Origin of the sequence: Aquitalea sp. ASV15 (genome assembly GCF_016429115.1) — a bacterium.
GTDB classification, from domain to species: Bacteria; Pseudomonadota; Gammaproteobacteria; order Burkholderiales; family Chromobacteriaceae; genus Aquitalea; species Aquitalea magnusonii.
Genome location: NZ_JAELTZ010000005.1, coordinates 116,690 through 131,870, shown reverse-complemented (window position 1 = coordinate 131,870; position 15,181 = coordinate 116,690). Strand labels below are relative to the sequence as shown.

Annotated in this window: 16 protein-coding genes and 4 tRNA genes; 15 read left to right on the top strand and 5 right to left on the bottom strand. The window is 61.9% G+C overall.

What is annotated here, in order from left to right:
- From JHD64_RS03730 to JHD64_RS03700, 7 genes are all read left to right on the top strand, one after another.
- Positions 1 to 552, top strand: a 552-nt coding sequence (locus JHD64_RS03730) for a transglutaminase family protein (protein WP_199052298.1), incomplete at its 5' end; no start/stop codon positions are given.
- 47 nt (positions 553 to 599) lie between these two features.
- Positions 600 to 1,334, top strand: a complete 735-nt coding sequence (locus tag JHD64_RS03725) for a proteasome-type protease (protein ID WP_059284505.1) — start codon at positions 600 to 602, stop codon at positions 1,332 to 1,334.
- Positions 1,335 to 1,413: 79 nt separating this feature from the next.
- Complete coding sequence (locus JHD64_RS03720) at positions 1,414 to 2,037, top strand: YecA family protein (protein WP_059284506.1); 624 nt, start codon at positions 1,414 to 1,416, stop codon at positions 2,035 to 2,037.
- A gap of 188 nt (positions 2,038 to 2,225) precedes the next feature.
- Positions 2,226 to 3,239 carry an alginate lyase family protein gene (locus tag JHD64_RS03715; protein ID WP_199052297.1) on the top strand — a complete coding sequence of 338 codons (1,014 nt, stop codon included), beginning with the start codon at positions 2,226 to 2,228 and terminating at the stop codon, positions 3,237 to 3,239.
- An 85-nt stretch (positions 3,240 to 3,324) separates the two neighbouring features.
- Positions 3,325 to 4,152 (top strand): undecaprenyl-diphosphate phosphatase, encoded by an 828-nt coding sequence (locus JHD64_RS03710; RefSeq protein WP_199052296.1) that lies wholly within the window; start codon positions 3,325 to 3,327, stop codon positions 4,150 to 4,152.
- Positions 4,153 to 4,329: 177 nt separating this feature from the next.
- The gene (locus tag JHD64_RS03705) at positions 4,330 to 4,803 is read left to right on the top strand and encodes an NUDIX hydrolase (RefSeq protein ID WP_059284509.1); all 474 of its coding nucleotides are present in this window, start codon (positions 4,330 to 4,332) and stop codon (positions 4,801 to 4,803) included.
- A gap of 8 nt (positions 4,804 to 4,811) precedes the next feature.
- Positions 4,812 to 5,165, top strand: coding sequence for a co-chaperone YbbN (locus JHD64_RS03700; RefSeq protein WP_059284510.1), 354 nt, complete (start codon positions 4,812 to 4,814; stop codon positions 5,163 to 5,165).
- Positions 5,166 to 5,284: 119 nt separating this feature from the next.
- Here JHD64_RS03700 and JHD64_RS03695 read toward each other — a convergent pair whose 3' ends face one another.
- From JHD64_RS03695 to folD, 3 genes are all read right to left on the bottom strand, one after another.
- Positions 5,285 to 5,887, bottom strand: coding sequence for a hypothetical protein (locus JHD64_RS03695; protein WP_199052295.1), 603 nt, complete (start codon positions 5,885 to 5,887; stop codon positions 5,285 to 5,287).
- 9 nt (positions 5,888 to 5,896) lie between these two features.
- Positions 5,897 to 6,760 (bottom strand): formyltetrahydrofolate deformylase, encoded by an 864-nt coding sequence (gene purU, locus JHD64_RS03690; RefSeq protein ID WP_059284512.1) that lies wholly within the window; start codon positions 6,758 to 6,760, stop codon positions 5,897 to 5,899.
- Between the two features lie 152 nt (positions 6,761 to 6,912).
- Positions 6,913 to 7,764: a bifunctional methylenetetrahydrofolate dehydrogenase/methenyltetrahydrofolate cyclohydrolase FolD gene (gene folD / locus JHD64_RS03685; RefSeq protein ID WP_059284513.1), complete on the bottom strand. Its 852-nt coding sequence runs from the start codon at positions 7,762 to 7,764 to the stop codon at positions 6,913 to 6,915.
- Positions 7,765 to 8,025: 261 nt separating this feature from the next.
- On the opposite strand from folD, the gene JHD64_RS03680 reads away from it, so the two are divergent.
- The 5 genes from JHD64_RS03680 (at position 8,026) to JHD64_RS03660 (ending at position 9,272) form a co-directional block, all read left to right on the top strand.
- Positions 8,026 to 8,102: transfer RNA gene (locus tag JHD64_RS03680), tRNA-Pro, on the top strand.
- A 19-nt stretch (positions 8,103 to 8,121) separates the two neighbouring features.
- A tRNA-Arg gene (locus tag JHD64_RS03675) sits at positions 8,122 to 8,198 on the top strand.
- A 35-nt stretch (positions 8,199 to 8,233) separates the two neighbouring features.
- Positions 8,234 to 8,309, top strand: a tRNA-His gene (locus JHD64_RS03670).
- Between the two features lie 49 nt (positions 8,310 to 8,358).
- Positions 8,359 to 8,434: transfer RNA gene (locus JHD64_RS03665), tRNA-His, on the top strand.
- Between the two features lie 166 nt (positions 8,435 to 8,600).
- The gene (locus tag JHD64_RS03660) at positions 8,601 to 9,272 is read left to right on the top strand and encodes a GntR family transcriptional regulator (RefSeq protein ID WP_059284514.1); all 672 of its coding nucleotides are present in this window, start codon (positions 8,601 to 8,603) and stop codon (positions 9,270 to 9,272) included.
- Between the two features lie 46 nt (positions 9,273 to 9,318).
- On the opposite strand, the gene JHD64_RS03655 is transcribed toward JHD64_RS03660, so the two are convergent.
- Positions 9,319 to 10,251, bottom strand: a complete 933-nt coding sequence (locus tag JHD64_RS03655) for a LysR family transcriptional regulator (RefSeq protein WP_199052294.1) — start codon at positions 10,249 to 10,251, stop codon at positions 9,319 to 9,321.
- A gap of 125 nt (positions 10,252 to 10,376) precedes the next feature.
- Between JHD64_RS03655 and JHD64_RS03650 the strand changes: the two genes are divergently transcribed.
- From JHD64_RS03650 to JHD64_RS22180, 3 genes are all read left to right on the top strand, one after another.
- Positions 10,377 to 11,231, top strand: a complete 855-nt coding sequence (locus tag JHD64_RS03650; RefSeq protein WP_370540926.1) for a pirin family protein — start codon at positions 10,377 to 10,379, stop codon at positions 11,229 to 11,231.
- Between the two features lie 147 nt (positions 11,232 to 11,378).
- A complete protein-coding gene (locus JHD64_RS03645) occupies positions 11,379 to 12,254 on the top strand; it encodes a pirin family protein (RefSeq protein WP_199052293.1) in 876 nt (291 codons plus the stop codon).
- Positions 12,255 to 12,481: 227 nt separating this feature from the next.
- Positions 12,482 to 13,807, top strand: a complete 1,326-nt coding sequence (locus tag JHD64_RS22180) for a PAS domain-containing methyl-accepting chemotaxis protein (RefSeq protein ID WP_199052292.1) — start codon at positions 12,482 to 12,484, stop codon at positions 13,805 to 13,807.
- 11 nt (positions 13,808 to 13,818) lie between these two features.
- Here the strand turns inward: JHD64_RS22180 and JHD64_RS03635 are convergent, their stop codons facing one another.
- Positions 13,819 to 15,000, bottom strand: a complete 1,182-nt coding sequence (locus JHD64_RS03635; RefSeq protein WP_059284518.1) for an ABC transporter substrate-binding protein — start codon at positions 14,998 to 15,000, stop codon at positions 13,819 to 13,821.
- Positions 15,001 to 15,181: the final 181 nt, after the last annotated feature.

Here is a 15,181-nt window from a genome sequence, read left to right as displayed (position 1 = left end):
ACCGAAGATACCGCACCGGTGTGCGACACCCTGCCGCCGCTGTTTTTCCTGCGTCAGACCGAGCTGACCACCCCGGACGCAGCACTGCGCCAGTTTGCTGCCGGCTATCGCCAGCCCACCCCCAGCCTGAGCCAGCTGCAGAGCCTGGTCGAGGGCATACGCGAACGCATGCCCTTCCTGCCCGGCGAAACCCAGAGCCACACCCCGGCGGCCGATGCCTTTGCCAAAGGTGCCGGCGTGTGCCAGGACCATACCCACGTCTTTCTCAGCTGCGCCCGCCAGCTGGGCATCCCGGCGCGCTATGTCAGTGGCTATGTCTACTCGCCGGCCCATGCCGCCGACCATGTTTCCAGCCATGCCTGGGCCGAAGCCTGGGTCGACGGCGCCTGGCACAGTTTCGACGTGGCCAATGCGGTGGCCGCCAACGAGCATCACCTCAAGCTGGCCATCGGCATGGACTACCTGGATGCCTGCCCGGTACGCGGCGTGCGCTTTGGCGGCGGCACCGAAAGCATGACGGCGCAGGCGCGCGTCTGGCTGGACGGACAGTAACAAGCCGGCTAGATTGCTGTTAACTCCACCACACAAGTAGCTGCATCATGACTTACTGCGTCGCCATGAATCTGGCATCCGGCATGCTGTTCGCCTCGGACTCCCGCACCAACGCCGGGGTGGACCATGTCTCCACCTTTCGTAAAATGCAGTTCTTCCAGCAGCCGGACGAGCGGCTGCTGGTGCTGCTGTCTGCCGGCAACCTGGCCACCACCCAGAGCGTGGTCAGCCTGCTGCGCCAGCGCGCCAGCGCCGGGCGGGACGAGCGCAACATCCTCAATGTCCCCTCCATGTACGACGCCGCCTGCCTGGTGGGCGACACCCTGCGCGAAATCGCCGAACGCGACGGCCCGGCGCTGAGCCAGTCCAAGATCGAAGTCGGCTGTTCCTTCCTGCTGGGCGGGCAGATCCGCGGCGAAGCGCCACGGCTGTTCAATATCTACCCGCAGGGCAACTTCATCGAAGCCACCCAGGACACGCCCTACTTCCAAATCGGCGAAGCCAAATACGGCAAGCCCATCATCGACCGCGTGGTCAACTACCACACCCCGGTGGAGGACGCCGCCAAATGTGCCTTGATCAGCTTTGACTCCACCATGAAGAGCAATCTGTCGGTCGGCCTGCCCATCGACATGCTGGTGTATGACAAGGACGACTTCGGCCCCGGCATCCACCAGCGCATCACCGAGCACGACCCCTACTTCCAGCAACTGCACACCGGCTGGGGCCAGGCCTTGCGCGAAGCCTTCGCCGCCCTGCCGCCCATGCGCTGGAAGGAATGAGCTGGCGCAGGAATGAGATTAGTCAGCCGCATGGCCGATCGGCGATAATGCGCCATTGCCACTGAAAGATGCCCGCAGAATGAAACACGCACCGCTGACCGATAACGATTACCAGCGCCTGTCCGCTACCCTGCAACGCTTCCAGCGCCTGCAGTGCATGAACCTGGAAAAACTGGATGGCTTCTTCACCGCCCTGCTGTGCGGGCCGGAAGCCATCAAGCCCACCGAATGCCTGCCGCTGATTCTGGGCGAGGCCTTCGATGACGAACAAGCCTTCCGCAGCGAAAAGGATCTGGAAAAATTTGTCGGCCTGCTGATGGGCCACTGGCTGGACATCGCCCACACCCTGCAACAGGGGGCAGACTTCCAGCCCTGGCTGGATGCCGATGAACAAGGCGTGGTGCACGGCAACGACTGGGCCGAAGGCTTTGTCGAAGGCATGCAGTTGCAGCAGGACGACTGGAACCTGCTGTTTGACGATGCCGAACACGCCGGCGCGCTGGAAGCCATCATGGCACTGGCTTTCGAACGCCACCCCGATCCGGAAATGCGCCCCTACATCGACAACAGCGACAGTAGCCAGCGCGAACAATGGCTGGCCGCCATTTCGCCGGCCGTGCAGGAAATCTACCAGTTCTTTGCCACCATCCGTGCCCAGATGGAAGCCGAGCTGGAGCAGGACGAGGCAGACGAGCAACGCTAGGCGCAGCCCGCTGCAGCATTGTCAACTGTACGGCCAGACAGCAAACGGCTTTGATTTGCAGTAGACTCAACAGATCAACTGCTTCATTTCCTTTACCCCACCGCGCTGACCAGCCTGCTCTTGTTGGCGTGCCGGACCTCTGCGCCATGTTGACCACGCTGCCGCACCTGCCAGCCAGGTGGCTGTTGATGCTTTTGCTGGGCCTGGGCTGGAGCCCCGCCACCCCGGCCCGCGACATGGGCAACTGGTGCTCACCCCAGCCCGGACTAGCCGCTGCCGTTTCGCTGCAACAGCGCGCCATCCGCCAGCTGGACATCCCGCCGTCACCACTGGCCCACATCCACACCGAAGGCAGCCTGCCGCATCAGGGCATCTTCGACCAGAGCGTCAAGGCCAAGCGTGACTGGGTGCACATGCGTGACTTTGCCCTTGCCTGGCAGGCCAGCGCCGACCCACGCCTGCTGGCCGCCCTGGCCCGCTACCTGGATGCCTGGACGGCCAGCTACCAGATCTCCTTCAACCCCATCGACGAAACCGACCTCGACGCGCTGATCGACAGCTACGCCATCACGGCTGGCAGCCTGCCGGCCAGCACCCGGCAGCAAACCGCCGCCTTCCTGCGCACCATGGCCAGCGGCTACATCCAGCGTATCCGCCAGGCCAAAACACCGCTCAGTGGCACTTTCATCAATAACTGGAACAGCCATCGCCTCAAGCTGATCACCCTCAGTGCCGTGGCCCTGCAGGATGAGGCCATGCTGAAAACCGCCGGCGAGCTGTATCTGCAGCATATCGCCAACAATATCAGCGCCCAGGGCGAAACCTGGGACTTCCAGGAAAGAGACGCCCTGCACTACGTCACCTACGATCTGGAACCGCTGGTCCGCGCTGCCATTGCCGCCCGCCAGGCCGGCGAACAGTGGCTGGAACGCAAAGGCCGCCAGGGTGGCAGCCTGCAGCAGGCGCTGGACTGGCTGCGCCCCTACGCCGAGGGCACACTGCAACATCAGGAATTCGGCAACTCGCGCGTGCGCTTCGACTATGTACGGCGCGAAGCCGGCCTGCCCGGCTTTTCCGGTAGCTGGCAGCCGGCCACCAGCCACTATCTGTATGCCCTGGCAGCCCGCCTGTCACCCGCCTACCGCACGCCGACGCTGACCGGCGCTGCCATCCCGGACTGGATTGCACAATGCTGGCCATAGGCAGAAAACGATGACATGTCATCAAATTGCCATCATGTCGTGCTAAAACGCTGCTTTCCTTACTGACCCGTCACCGGCCCACACCATGAATCCGATTGAAGCCCTACTGTTTGCCGTCATCCAAGGCATCAGCGAACTGTTCCCCATCAGCAGCCTGGGACATGGCATCCTGATTCCGGACTGGCTGCACTGGTCGCTCAACCGCAGCCATCCGGATTTTCTGCCCTTCATGGTGATGCTGCATCTGGGGACGGCCATTGCCCTGCTGCTGTACTTCCACCGCGACTGGCAGCAACTGATCGGCGGCTTTCTGCGTTCACGCGGCCGGGCGGACAATGCCGAGGCCAGGCTGATGTGGCGGCTGATTGCCGGTACCATCCCGGCCGGCCTGATCGGCCTGCTGCTGGAAAAGCAGTTGCGCGTACTGTTCAGCAGCGCCACCGCCGTGCTGGTTTTCCTGGCATTGAACGGCCTGTTGCTGCTGTGGGGCGAGCGGCTGGGCAAACGCCAGCCGCACAAGGATCTGGACCAGCTGACGATACTGGGGGCCATCAAGATCGGCAGCGGCCAGGCGCTGGCCCTGCTGCCCGGCATTTCCCGCTCGGGGGTCACCCTGCTCAGCGGTCTGGCCCATGGACTGGATCATGCCTCGGCGGCGCGCTTTTCCTTTTTGCTGGCAACCCCCATCATCGCGGCGGCCGGCGTGCTGGAGATTCCCAAGCTGGCCCATGCCGGCCATGCCCAGCCCTGGGGACTGCTGCTGGCCTGCGGCGCGCTCGCCGGTTTGTGCGCCTATGCCAGCACCTGGTTTCTGATGCGCTATTTCAAGAAAACCGAAATCGAATCACTGCGTCCATTCGGCCTGTACTGCCTGGCGCTGGGCATTGGCGGCCTGCTGATGAAATTTATTTAATTTAAACTGTTGAAAGTTTAAATTAAAAAATAAAGCGACTTTGGTATGATTAACGTTTATTTAACTGCCATCTGACATAAAGAAGCATTGACTGTTTGTTCCTGCCAGTTCCTTCAATTAGAATAGATTGCAGAAAAGGGCCGCCATTTTGCGGCCCGTATCTGTTAATAGAGACGAATGAGAACTTTGGACGACAAAAAACCGGATCAACGGCTGCCGGCTGATCTGGCAAGACGCGCTACCGCCATCATCGAGCTGCCGGATGGCGTGCTGGTCACGGCAGCACGCGGCGGTCGCTACAATCTGCCGGGCGGCAAGGCCAGCCGGGGCGAGCTCCGCTCCCAGGCCCTGATTCGCGAAATCCGCGAAGAAACCGGCCTGCGCATCAATTCCATGCTCTACCTGTTTGACCACATCACCCCGCATAACGCCCACAAGGTTTACCTGTGCATTGCCCAGGGCCAACCCAAGCCGCAAGGGGAAATCGAACGCATTGCCCTGGTCTCCTCTCCGGATACCGATGTCGACCTGTTTGTCGAGGGCCGTGCCATCCTGCGGCGCTATGCACGGCTGCGCGGCGAGGAAACCGCCAAGGGTCAGGCGCTGCGTGCCATCCTGGGGCTGGCGCGTTACATCGCCAAGGTAGACTGAACCGGACCATGCCAGCCAGCGCCCCCGTCTGGCTGACGCTGGACGAATTCGACTTCCATCACCGCCTGCCGGCACTGCCCGGCAACACACTGGTGCTGTTCGGCCAGCCGGGCTGTTCCGCCTGTCGCAGCTGGCGGCAAGCCTTGAGCCAGTGGCAGCCGCCTGCGCTGCAACAACTGGCCTATGTCGATGTGCAGCAATCCATGGCACTGGCACACCAGTTCGACATCTTCCACCTGCCCACCTTGCTGCTGTTTGTCGATGGCCAGTATCACGGCCAGCTGCACAGCCCCTTGCAGGCCCAGGCCCTCAAGCAGGCACTGGACGCCCTGCTGGCCACTGCGGCAGAAGAAGAGCCCTGACACCCCACCGCGCCACGCGGTCCAGAGCACTTCAGCCCTTACCCATCTAGCCTTGCCACGCAACAAGGGCAGCCCGCGAGCTGCCCTTGTTGTTACTGCCCACCGGACAGGCCGGGGGTTTACAGATCGCTCTTGCCGCCGTCGACCGGGGCATCGGCAGCCGGCGCGGTCGCCTCGCTCACCGAGCTGAGCATGTCCTGCGGAATGGTGACCCAGCCCAGCGATGCAGACAGCTGCAAACACATGGCCAGGGTCAGCATGGCCACCGGGGCAAACAGCATCACCCCCAACAGCACACGCACCCGACCCACCCCGGACACCACCGCCAGGCCATTCACCAACAGGGCGATGGTCAGCAGCGACAGCGCCAGGTCAGCCCCCAGCGCAGCATCGTCCGGCAGCCAGCTGGTCAGCGGCTCGAAAAACTGCAGGCTGTTGCACAGTACGATCAGCCCGAACAGCGAAGCCGGGGGCTGCCATTTGGCCAGCCGCAGCCAGATGGTCATGAACTGGGTGAACAGCAGCGTTTCCAGCCAGGTGAACAGCAGCATGAAACCCATGCGCCCGGCAATATCATTGCCCAGCTCCGCGGTGCCACCGCTGGCCACCAGCCCCAGCACGGTCAGCAGCAGGGCTGCCAACCAGCGTGGATACTGGTATTGCTCCAGCGGACCGACCCGGAAGCGCAGCAGGCCGATGAAATCATCAATCAGACGATGCATGGTGCCGGCTCAGTCGAAAACGACGGTTTTGTTGGAGTAGGACAGGATGCGGTCGTCCACATGCCAGCGCACGGCGCGCGACAACACCACTTTTTCCAGGTCGCGGCCTTTCTGGATCAGGTCTTCCACATCGTCACGGTGCGAAATGCGCGTCACTTCCTGCTCGATGATCGGACCTTCGTCCAGATCCTCTGTCACATAGTGACTGGTGGCCCCAATCAGCTTCACGCCACGGGCAAAGGCACGGTGGTAAGGCTTGGCACCATCAAATGCCGGCAGGAAGCTGTGGTGGATATTGATGACACGGTCCGGGTAGCGCTTGACGAACTCGCCGGACAGCACCTGCATGTAACGCGCCAGCACGATGAAATCGACACCGGCCTCTTCCAGCAGGCGGAACTGCTCGGCCTCGGCCTCGGCCTTGTTGTCACGCGTCACCGGCACCACATGGAAGGGGATGCCATTGAATTCCACCAGACGGCGGCAATCCTCGTGATTGGAGATCACCAGCGGAATATCGCAGTTCAGCTCACCAATACGCCAGCGGTGCAAGAGATCCACCAGGCAGTGCTCGTACTTGGACACGAAAATGGCCATGCGCGGCTTGCGGCTGGACAGCGACACCTTCCAGGTCATGTTGTGCTCGGCGGCAATCGGCTGGAAAGCCGCGGCAAATGCATCCATCGGCAGGGTAAAGCCATCCAGCTCCCACTGGATGCGCATCAGGAACAGGTTTTCGCTGGTGTCCTGATGCTGGTCGGCATGCATGATGTTGGCGTTATAGGTCATCAGGAAATTGGCCAGGGCCGCTACCAGGCCCTTCTTGTCCGGAGCGCTGATCAGCAGCGTGGCCGATTGTCGGGTATTGCTCATTATCCAGTCTCTTTTCTTTACATAATCAACGGCGGCCAACTGGCCACCACTTGCAAATACGGTTGGTCCGCGCTGCCCGCAAAATGACAAACGCCACATGCCGCAGGGAAACTGCCCCTGCCGCCTGTGGCGCTGCTTGCCGGTAAACGGGATCAGGCGTTCAGATTGGCCGAATCCAGCGTATTCTGCAACAGCGTTGCCACGGTCATCGGACCCACACCACCCGGCACCGGGGTGATGAAGCTGGCGCGTTCGGCGGCTGCGGCGAATTCCACATCCCCCACCAGCTTGCCGGTATCCAGGCGATTGATGCCCACATCGATCACCACCGCGCCCGGCTTGATCCATTCGCCCTTGATAAAGCCGGGCATGCCCACGGCAGCCACCACGATGTCCGCCTCGCCCACTTCACGCGCCAGGTCCTGCGTGGCACTGTGGCATACCGTCACCGTGGCGCGGGCCAGCAGCATTTCCAGCGCCTGCGGGCGACCGACGATATTGGATGCACCCACGATCACCGCCTTCTTGCCCTTGGGATCGATGCCATATTCTTCCAGCAGCGTCATCACGCCACGCGGCGTGCAGGGACGCAGCAGCGGCATCTTGATGGCCAGACGGCCCATATTATAGGGATGGAAGCCGTCGACATCCTTTTTCGGATCGATGCGCTCGATCACCGCTTGCGGGTCGATCTGCTTGGGCAGCGGCAACTGCACCAGGATACCGTCTACCGTGGCGTCGGCATTCAGGGTATCGATAATGTCCAGCAGCTGCTGCTGGCTGGTTTCCGCCGGCAGATCATAAGCCACCGAGCGGATGCCGGCCTTTTCGCAGGAGCGCTTCTTGCTGCCTACATAAACGCTGGAAGCAGGATCGTTGCCCACCAGGATCACCGCCAGGGCCGGTGCCCGCTTGCCTGCCGCCACCCGGGCCTGCACGCCCTCGCCAACCTTGGCGATGAGTTGTTCTGCTACTGCCTTACCATCAATGAGTTGCGCTGCCATGCCTGATTCCGTATGGAACTTGAAAAGAGGCGGCAATTTTCTCATTTTTTGGATTTTTACGAAACCACAAAAATACATTAGGAATAATTTCACGTAAAGCAAAATTCACAAAATAAGCATCTATATATCATGTAGTTACTTGCCTGCCCGTGACAGCCGGCTGGCGCACCCGGCCAAGGACCGCCCGCAGCACGGCAAAAAAAATTGCAACACAGTGTTGACAGCTTAAAGCCCAATCCGTATATTTGCGTTCTCTGTCGTCGGGGCGTAGCGCAGCCTGGTAGCGCACCTGATTTGGGATCAGGGGGTCGCGAGTTCGAATCCCGCCGCCCCGACCAGACAAAGCCCGATATGTGAGTGCCCGTAGCTCAACCGGATAGAGCACCGGCCTTCTAAGCCGGGGGTTACAGGTTCGATTCCTGTCGGGCGCACCAGTAACCGAAGTTGTTGTAGAATGCAGTACCCTGTGGTGGATGTAGCTCAGTTGGTAGAGTCCAGGATTGTGATTCCTGTTGTCGTGGGTTCGAGCCCCATCATCCACCCCACCCTATTCAGACAGTCAGCCCCGCGCTGATGTGTCGCACCGCTTCAGCGGTGGATGTAGCTCAGTTGGTAGAGTCCAGGATTGTGATTCCTGTTGTCGTGGGTTCGAGCCCCATCATCCACCCCAGTCTGATAAGAAAAACCCGGCTTCGGCCGGGTTTTTCTTTTGTTTTCAGCAAAATCTTTCACATTTGCGACAAAAACCTACGCAATGTCCTCTTGTCTGACAGTACAAGCCCCGTATAATCGAATACATTTGCATTTATCCGATTGACTGACAGACACTAAAAACCATGACTACCCTGCAGCCGATCAAGCGCCAGACGCTGACCAGTGCCGTGACCGAATCGCTTCGCCAGCGCCTTCTCTCGGGAGAATTCGTCGACGGCCAGCAATTGCGCCAGGAAGCGCTATCCAATGAATACGGCGTCAGCCGGGTGCCGGTGCGCGAAGCACTGCGCCAGCTGGAGGCCGAAGGGCTGATCCAGATCATCGACCACAAGGGCGCCATCGTCTCCAAGCTATCGCTGGATGATGTGCTGGAACTGCTGGAAATCCGCGCCATGCTGGAAAGCTCGGTGCTCAAGGCGTCCATTCCCTGTCAGACCCCGGCCGACATCACGCTGGCCGAGCAGACCCTGCACGAATTCGAAGTGGCCCTGCAAAAAAACGATGTCCGCCACTGGGGCGAACTCAACTCGCGCTTTCACCTGGCGCTGTATCGTGCCGCCAAGCGGCCCAATACCCTGGCGCTGATCGAGCAGCTGCACAACAAGACCGACCGCTACACCCGCATGCAGATCCTGTTCACCCGCACCATGGAGCGCGCCCACGAGGAGCACACCCGGCTGCTGGAACTGTGCAAGCAGGGTGCTGCCGAAGAAGCGGCCGAATTCATCCGCTTCCACATCCTGTCCGCCGGACATGCGCTGGAACATTATCTGCAAGGCCAGCAAGGCCACTGAGCCGGCTGCGCACTCCCCGCCATGACGACCAGCAATGCTGGTCGTTTTATTTGGCGCCCTGTGTAGCAGGATAAGCCTGGTACTGCGCGCGCCAGCGTGCGGCCTCTGCCCGCAGACAGTCTGCCAGCTGCAGGGTGGCCGGTCCGGCCGCCGGCGGATCGGCCAGTACCAGGTAAAGACCGGCCTTGCGCAAGGCCCCATGCGCCAGCGGCAAGGGCTTGAGCCGGCCCGCCGCCACACTATCGGCAATGCGGTGCCAGGCCAGCCAGCCAAAGGCAAAGCCCTGCTCCACTGCGGCAATGGCCGTTTCCGGCTGTGATACCGTCCAGCGCTGCCAGGCGCCCAGCCAGCCCTCATCGCGCGGCTGGCGCTGACCGGAATCGCGCAACACCACTTGCACCTGCTGTTGCAGGTCATCCATGCCCAATGGCCGGGCAAGTGCATGCAAGGGATGCTGTGGCGCGGCGCAGGCGACAAACTCGGCATCCAGCAGCCAGTCGCCCAGAAAACCCTGCGGCACCCGGCCCGCCACCGCCAGCTCCACCTGTCCACCATGCAGGGCATCATCGGCGCCGGACATCACCACCTCGTGCATTTGCAAGCGGGTACTCGGGCAATGACTGGCAAACTGCCCCAGCGCAGGCAATAACGCCGGCGTGGGAAACAGGCTGTCCACCGCCAGGCGTACTTCGGCTTCCCAGCCTTGCAGCAAGGAGCGCGCCTTCTCTTCCAGTCGCAATGATGCCGCCAGCACGTTTTGAGCGTCGCGCAACAGCACCTCGCCCGCCGCGGTCAGCACCATGCGTCGCCCCTGTGCCTGCAATAGCGCCACCCCCAGCTGCTCCTGTAATTGCGCCACCATATAACTGACCGATGACTGGCTGCGGTGCATGGCCTTGGCCGCCTGGGCAAAACCGCCCTCACTGACAATGCATTGCAAGACCTGCCATTGCTCCCAGGTGGTTCTGGCCTGTTTCATATATTTGATTTTCAGATTGATTACTACTGATTTTTGCGCTTTTTTATCCAAATATCAACTGCAATAATGCAGTCCATGATCAACGGCCAGGCCCAGCAACGCCGGCCCCGACAAGGAGATGCAAGATGAGCATGCACACCATCAGCCGCGAAGTAGAACGCCTGGTCAATGGCATGGAGGTTTCGGACGGTGCCGGTGTCCGCCTGCTGCGGGTACTGACCCACGACCTGCAACGCCGGCTCGACCCCTTCCTGATGCTGGACGAATTCCGTTCGGACAATCCGGATGACTATATCGCCGGCTTCCCCGACCACCCGCACCGTGGCTTTGAAACCGTCACCTATATGCTGGATGGCCGCATGCGCCACCGCGACAGCACCGGCCAGGAAGGCCTGCTGGGGCCGGGCGGCGTGCAGTGGATGACCGCCGGGCGCGGCCTGGTGCACTCGGAAATCCCCGAGCAGCAAGACGGCCTGATGCACGGCTTTCAATTGTGGGTGAACCTGCCGGCCAAGAACAAGATGATTGCGCCGTGGTATCGCGACATCCCCAGTGCCGAGATTCCGGAACAGCAAACCGGGCATGGCAGCCACTTGCGCTTGATTGCCGGGCAGGTAGGCGAGCAGCTTGCCGCCATCCAGCGCCCGGATAGCGAGCCGCTGTATCTGGACGTGCATCTGGCCGGTGGGCAAAGTGAATTTCTCGCCATTCCGGCAGAACACAATGCCTTCATCTATGTTTATCAGGGTGAGCTGCAGGCTGGCAGCCAGCAGCAAGTGGTGCGCCAGCGTCAAATGGCGATTCTGGCCAATGACCGTGCTGCCAGTGGCATCCGCGTCAGCAGTAGCGAAGCTGCCCGCTTCCTGCTGGTGGCCGGCAAGCCCTTGAACGAGCCGATTGCCCAATGGGGACCGTTCGTGATGAATACCCGTGCCGAACTGGAAGCCGCCGCCGACGACTTCCGCAACGGGCGCTTTTAAAGCGGCCAGCAAAATAGCCTGGCGTCGCCGGGGCAAACCGCGTCGACGCAGGCAACAGCCGTTTTTGTTGCCGGCACTTCACCACGCACCCGCAACGGGCCAGCCAGCAGGCTGGCCCGTTTCCGGTGAATGACAAAGGGTAGACAGATGAATACATGGAGCGCGCGTATCAGCGCCAAAACCAGCGATATCGGCTTTCCGGTGCGCCGCCTGCTGCCTGGCAGGCAGGCCCGCCACATCGGCCCCTTCATTTTTCTCGACCACATGGGTCCCGCCCACTTCAACCTGAACGAGCGCAGCAATGATGTACGGCCACACCCGCATATCGGGCTGGCCACCCTCACCTATCTGTTCAGCGGCGCCATGCTTCACCGCGACAGCCTGGGCAGCGTGCAGCGCATCGAGCCGGGTGCCGCCAACCTGATGGTGGCCGGCCGCGGCATCGTGCATTCGGAAAGGATTCCGGACGACATCCGCAGCACGGGCCAGGCGGTGGAAGGCCTGCAACTGTGGCTGGCACTGCCGCTGGCCCTGGAAGAGTGCGAGCCGGCCTTCATGCACTATGCCAGCACGGCGCTGCCAGCATGGCAGCAAGATGGCAGCCATGTGCAACTGGTATTGGGCAAGGCCTGGGGACGCAGCTCGCCGGTAGCCTTTCCCGGCGAGGCCCTGTACGCCGTCATCGAGATGGCCGCCGGCGCCGAGCTGGTGATACCCGCCGGCTTTGCCGAACGCGGCATTTATCTGGCCAGCGGCAGCATCAGCCTGGGCGGCGAGTCGCTGCAAGCCGGCGAACTGGGAATGTTGGCGGCGGAGATGCCGGAAGCGCGCATTCAGGCCGGGCAAGCCAGTCGGCTAGCCTTGCTGGCAGGTCCCACGCCGGATGCCCACCGCATCCTGGACTGGAACTTCGTTTCCAGCCGCATGGAGCGCATCCGCCAGGCGCGCGATGACTGGCAGCAGGGCCGCTTTGCCGCCGTACCGGGAGAAAGCGAATTCATCCCCCTGCCCAGCCGCAGCTGACCGGCACTGGCCGGCAGCCGGGCAGGCTGGATTTTTTGTCAAGAACACGGCGAACCGCCCTGGCTTTATTACCAGTACAAACACGGGCTAACATCACTATCAAGTCTATACATCAGCACAACAACAGATTTTCCGATGCCGGCTGAGCAGACGACCCCGTCAGCAGGAGCGATGACAGTCGGTAACGGAAGGATATGCCCACACACCGTGTTACCAGGGAGAAACCCATGTTCAATCGCAAGCTGCTGGCCGAACTAGATGCCCAAAAACAAACCCAGCAAGAACTTCAATCCTTGCTGGATGCGGTGAGCGCCTCCACCGCCATCATCCGTTTTGATCTGGATTGCAAGGTGGTGCATGCCAACGAAAATTTTGCCCGCACCATGGGCTATGCCAGTGCGGCAGAACTGCCTGGCCTGCATCACCGCAACTTCTGCGAGGCGGCCTATGCCAGCTCGCGCGAGTACACCAGCTTCTGGGACAGCCTGCAGCGCGGCCAGCCGTTCACCGGCCAGGTCAAGCGACTGAAAAAGGATGGCACGTCGGTGTGGCTGGAAGCCAGTTACAACCCGGTGCGCAACAGTGCCGGCAAGCTGGTCGGCTTTATCAAGTTCGCCAGTGATGTGACCGACAAGGTGCTGGCCGCACAGAAAAACCAGGCGGCACTCACCGCCATCGACCGCTCGATGGCGGTGATCGAATTCCAGCCCGACGGCACCATCACCAACGCCAATGCCAACTTCCTCAGCACCATGGGCTACAGCAGGGATGAGCTGATCGGACGGCATCACCGCCAGCTCTGCCCCAGCGATCTGGTACAAAGCGAAGACTACCAGCGCTTGTGGAACAATCTGCGCAGCGGCCAGTTCTTTTCCGGGCGCATTACCCGCCTGGCCCGCGACGGCAGCGAACGCTGGCTGGAGGCCACTTACAATCCGGTATTCGACAGCGAAGGCCGGGTGATCTCCATCATCAAGTTCGCCACCGATGTCACCCAGGCGGTGAAACGGCAGCAGCAGGAGCAGGACAGTGCCATTTTCGCCTTCAATACCTCGCAGCAGACCCGCCACTGGGCCGACGAGGGAGTGAGCAGCGTGCAGCAGGCGGTGCATGAAATCGAGGACATGGCCGGCGATATCGGCAAGGCCGGCGACACCGTCCAGCAGCTGGGCGCCAATTCCGAGCGCATCGGCAGCATTGTGCAGACCATCAAGGACATCGCCGATCAGACCAATCTGCTGGCACTGAACGCCGCCATCGAAGCCGCGCGCGCCGGCGAAATGGGACGTGGCTTTGCCGTGGTGGCCGATGAGGTGCGCAAGCTGGCCGAGCGCACCAGCGCCTCCACCGCCGAGATTTCGCAAATGGTGTCATCCATCCAGACCAGCACCGGGGCGGCCGTGGACAGCATGGGTGTGATCGGGGTCAAGGCGCGCTCCAGCGTGGGCAATGTCGGCAAGGTGGGCGAAATCATCACCCAGATCCGCAGCGGTGCCGATTCGGTGGTGACCGCCATCCAGCAAATCGCCAGCGAACGCGGCGTCAACGCCTGAGCAGCGCCATCCTATTGCCGTAACTTGTCGGCCGGGTAGGCATAGACCACCCGGCCGCGTTCCACCTTGCCGATCACCGGGACATTCAGCTCCAGCGCCTCGTGGTCGGTGCGGCTGAATGGCTGCTTGTAAGTGGTGATCACCCCGGCCACCGGCTGCCTGAGGTTTTCCAGCGCGTGCACGATGGCCACGCCATCCAGCGAGCCGGCCTGGCGGATGGCCTCGGCCAGCAGCTTCATGCCGTCATAGCCTTGTGCCGCCGAGGGCGGCGAAGGAATGCGCCGGGTGTGGAACAGCCACTGGTAGCCATCCAGAAAATCGCGCCGGCGCCCGCTGTCATCCTCGTCCGGAATATAGCTTTGCACCATGCGCGCCCCCTCGCCATTGGGGCCGGCATTATCGATGAAATTGGACATCGACAGCGTCCAGCTGCCGATGATGGGCACCTTCCAGTCCATGCGCGCCATGGTATTGGCCAGCTCGGCCAGCTCCGGGCCGATGGCATAAGTCAGAATGGCCTGGCTGCCGGCATTGCGCGCCTGCAGCAGCGCATTGGCCATGTCCCGCTCCTGCAGGTTGAAGCGCGCCACATAACTGGGCTTGAGCCCATGCTGGCCCAGCGCGCGCTCCAGCTCCATCAGCCCCTGGTAACCGTAATTGGTGTTGTCGGCAAAAATGGCCAGCTTGCGATAAGCCGAACGCTGCACCGCCTCGCGCACGATCAGCGGCGCCTGCAGATCATCCGCGGCCGCCACCCGGAAAATGAAATTGTCGCTATTGCCATGCAGCGGAAACTGCCGGGTGAGAATGGCTGCGGTGGCCACCGCCAGCATCACCGGCACCCGCGCGTCCTGATAATTCTTGCTGGCCGCCAGCGCCACCCCGGTATTGACGAAGCCCACCACCGCCACCACCCGCTCCTGGGTCAGCAGTTGCTGCGCCACCTTGATGCCGCGCGCCGGCAGGCCGCCATCGTCACGCTCCACCAGCTCGATCGGCCGCCCCAGCAGCCCGCCGCTGCGATTGATCTCCGCCGCCGCCAGCCGGATGCCATTGCGCATGCTCAGGCCCATCGGTGCCGAACCACCGGTAAAGGCACCGGGCACGCCAATGCGGATGGGCTGCACCGCAGCCGTTGCCAGGCTGCACACCAGACACAATAAAGCCCCACCCATTAAGCTGATCCCGCGCATGCCGCCCGTCTTCCCGCCTGATTGAAACCAGCCGCGAGATTACCCCCGGCACAGGCATGGACTCAAGTGCCATGCGCAATGACTTGCCGGCAGGCCACAACCGCGGGCCAACCCTTACTGCCAGCGGCGGCCGCTTGTCGTAAACTGGAGCAAACCATTCCGGCTCGCCTGCGACCCGGCC

What these genes read in the sequence shown, in the direction of transcription:
- JHD64_RS03725 (WP_059284505.1), top strand. Translation starts at nt 600, where the DNA reads ATGACTTACTGCGTCGCCATGAATCTGGCATCCGGCATGCTGTTCGCC.
- JHD64_RS03720 (WP_059284506.1), top strand. Translation starts at nt 1,414, where the DNA reads ATGAAACACGCACCGCTGACCGATAACGATTACCAGCGCCTGTCCGCT.
- JHD64_RS03715 (WP_199052297.1), top strand. Translation starts at nt 2,226, where the DNA reads ATGCTTTTGCTGGGCCTGGGCTGGAGCCCCGCCACCCCGGCCCGCGAC.
- JHD64_RS03710 (WP_199052296.1), top strand. Translation starts at nt 3,325, where the DNA reads ATGAATCCGATTGAAGCCCTACTGTTTGCCGTCATCCAAGGCATCAGC.
- JHD64_RS03705 (WP_059284509.1), top strand. Translation starts at nt 4,330, where the DNA reads ATGAGAACTTTGGACGACAAAAAACCGGATCAACGGCTGCCGGCTGAT.
- JHD64_RS03700 (WP_059284510.1), top strand. Translation starts at nt 4,812, where the DNA reads ATGCCAGCCAGCGCCCCCGTCTGGCTGACGCTGGACGAATTCGACTTC.
- JHD64_RS03695 (WP_199052295.1), bottom strand. Translation starts at nt 5,887, where the DNA reads ATGCATCGTCTGATTGATGATTTCATCGGCCTGCTGCGCTTCCGGGTC.
- purU (WP_059284512.1), bottom strand. Translation starts at nt 6,760, where the DNA reads ATGAGCAATACCCGACAATCGGCCACGCTGCTGATCAGCGCTCCGGAC.
- folD (WP_059284513.1), bottom strand. Translation starts at nt 7,764, where the DNA reads ATGGCAGCGCAACTCATTGATGGTAAGGCAGTAGCAGAACAACTCATC.
- JHD64_RS03660 (WP_059284514.1), top strand. Translation starts at nt 8,601, where the DNA reads ATGACTACCCTGCAGCCGATCAAGCGCCAGACGCTGACCAGTGCCGTG.
- JHD64_RS03655 (WP_199052294.1), bottom strand. Translation starts at nt 10,251, where the DNA reads ATGAAACAGGCCAGAACCACCTGGGAGCAATGGCAGGTCTTGCAATGC.
- JHD64_RS03650 (WP_370540926.1), top strand. Translation starts at nt 10,377, where the DNA reads ATGAGCATGCACACCATCAGCCGCGAAGTAGAACGCCTGGTCAATGGC.
- JHD64_RS03645 (WP_199052293.1), top strand. Translation starts at nt 11,379, where the DNA reads ATGAATACATGGAGCGCGCGTATCAGCGCCAAAACCAGCGATATCGGC.
- JHD64_RS22180 (WP_199052292.1), top strand. Translation starts at nt 12,482, where the DNA reads ATGTTCAATCGCAAGCTGCTGGCCGAACTAGATGCCCAAAAACAAACC.
- JHD64_RS03635 (WP_059284518.1), bottom strand. Translation starts at nt 15,000, where the DNA reads ATGCGCGGGATCAGCTTAATGGGTGGGGCTTTATTGTGTCTGGTGTGC.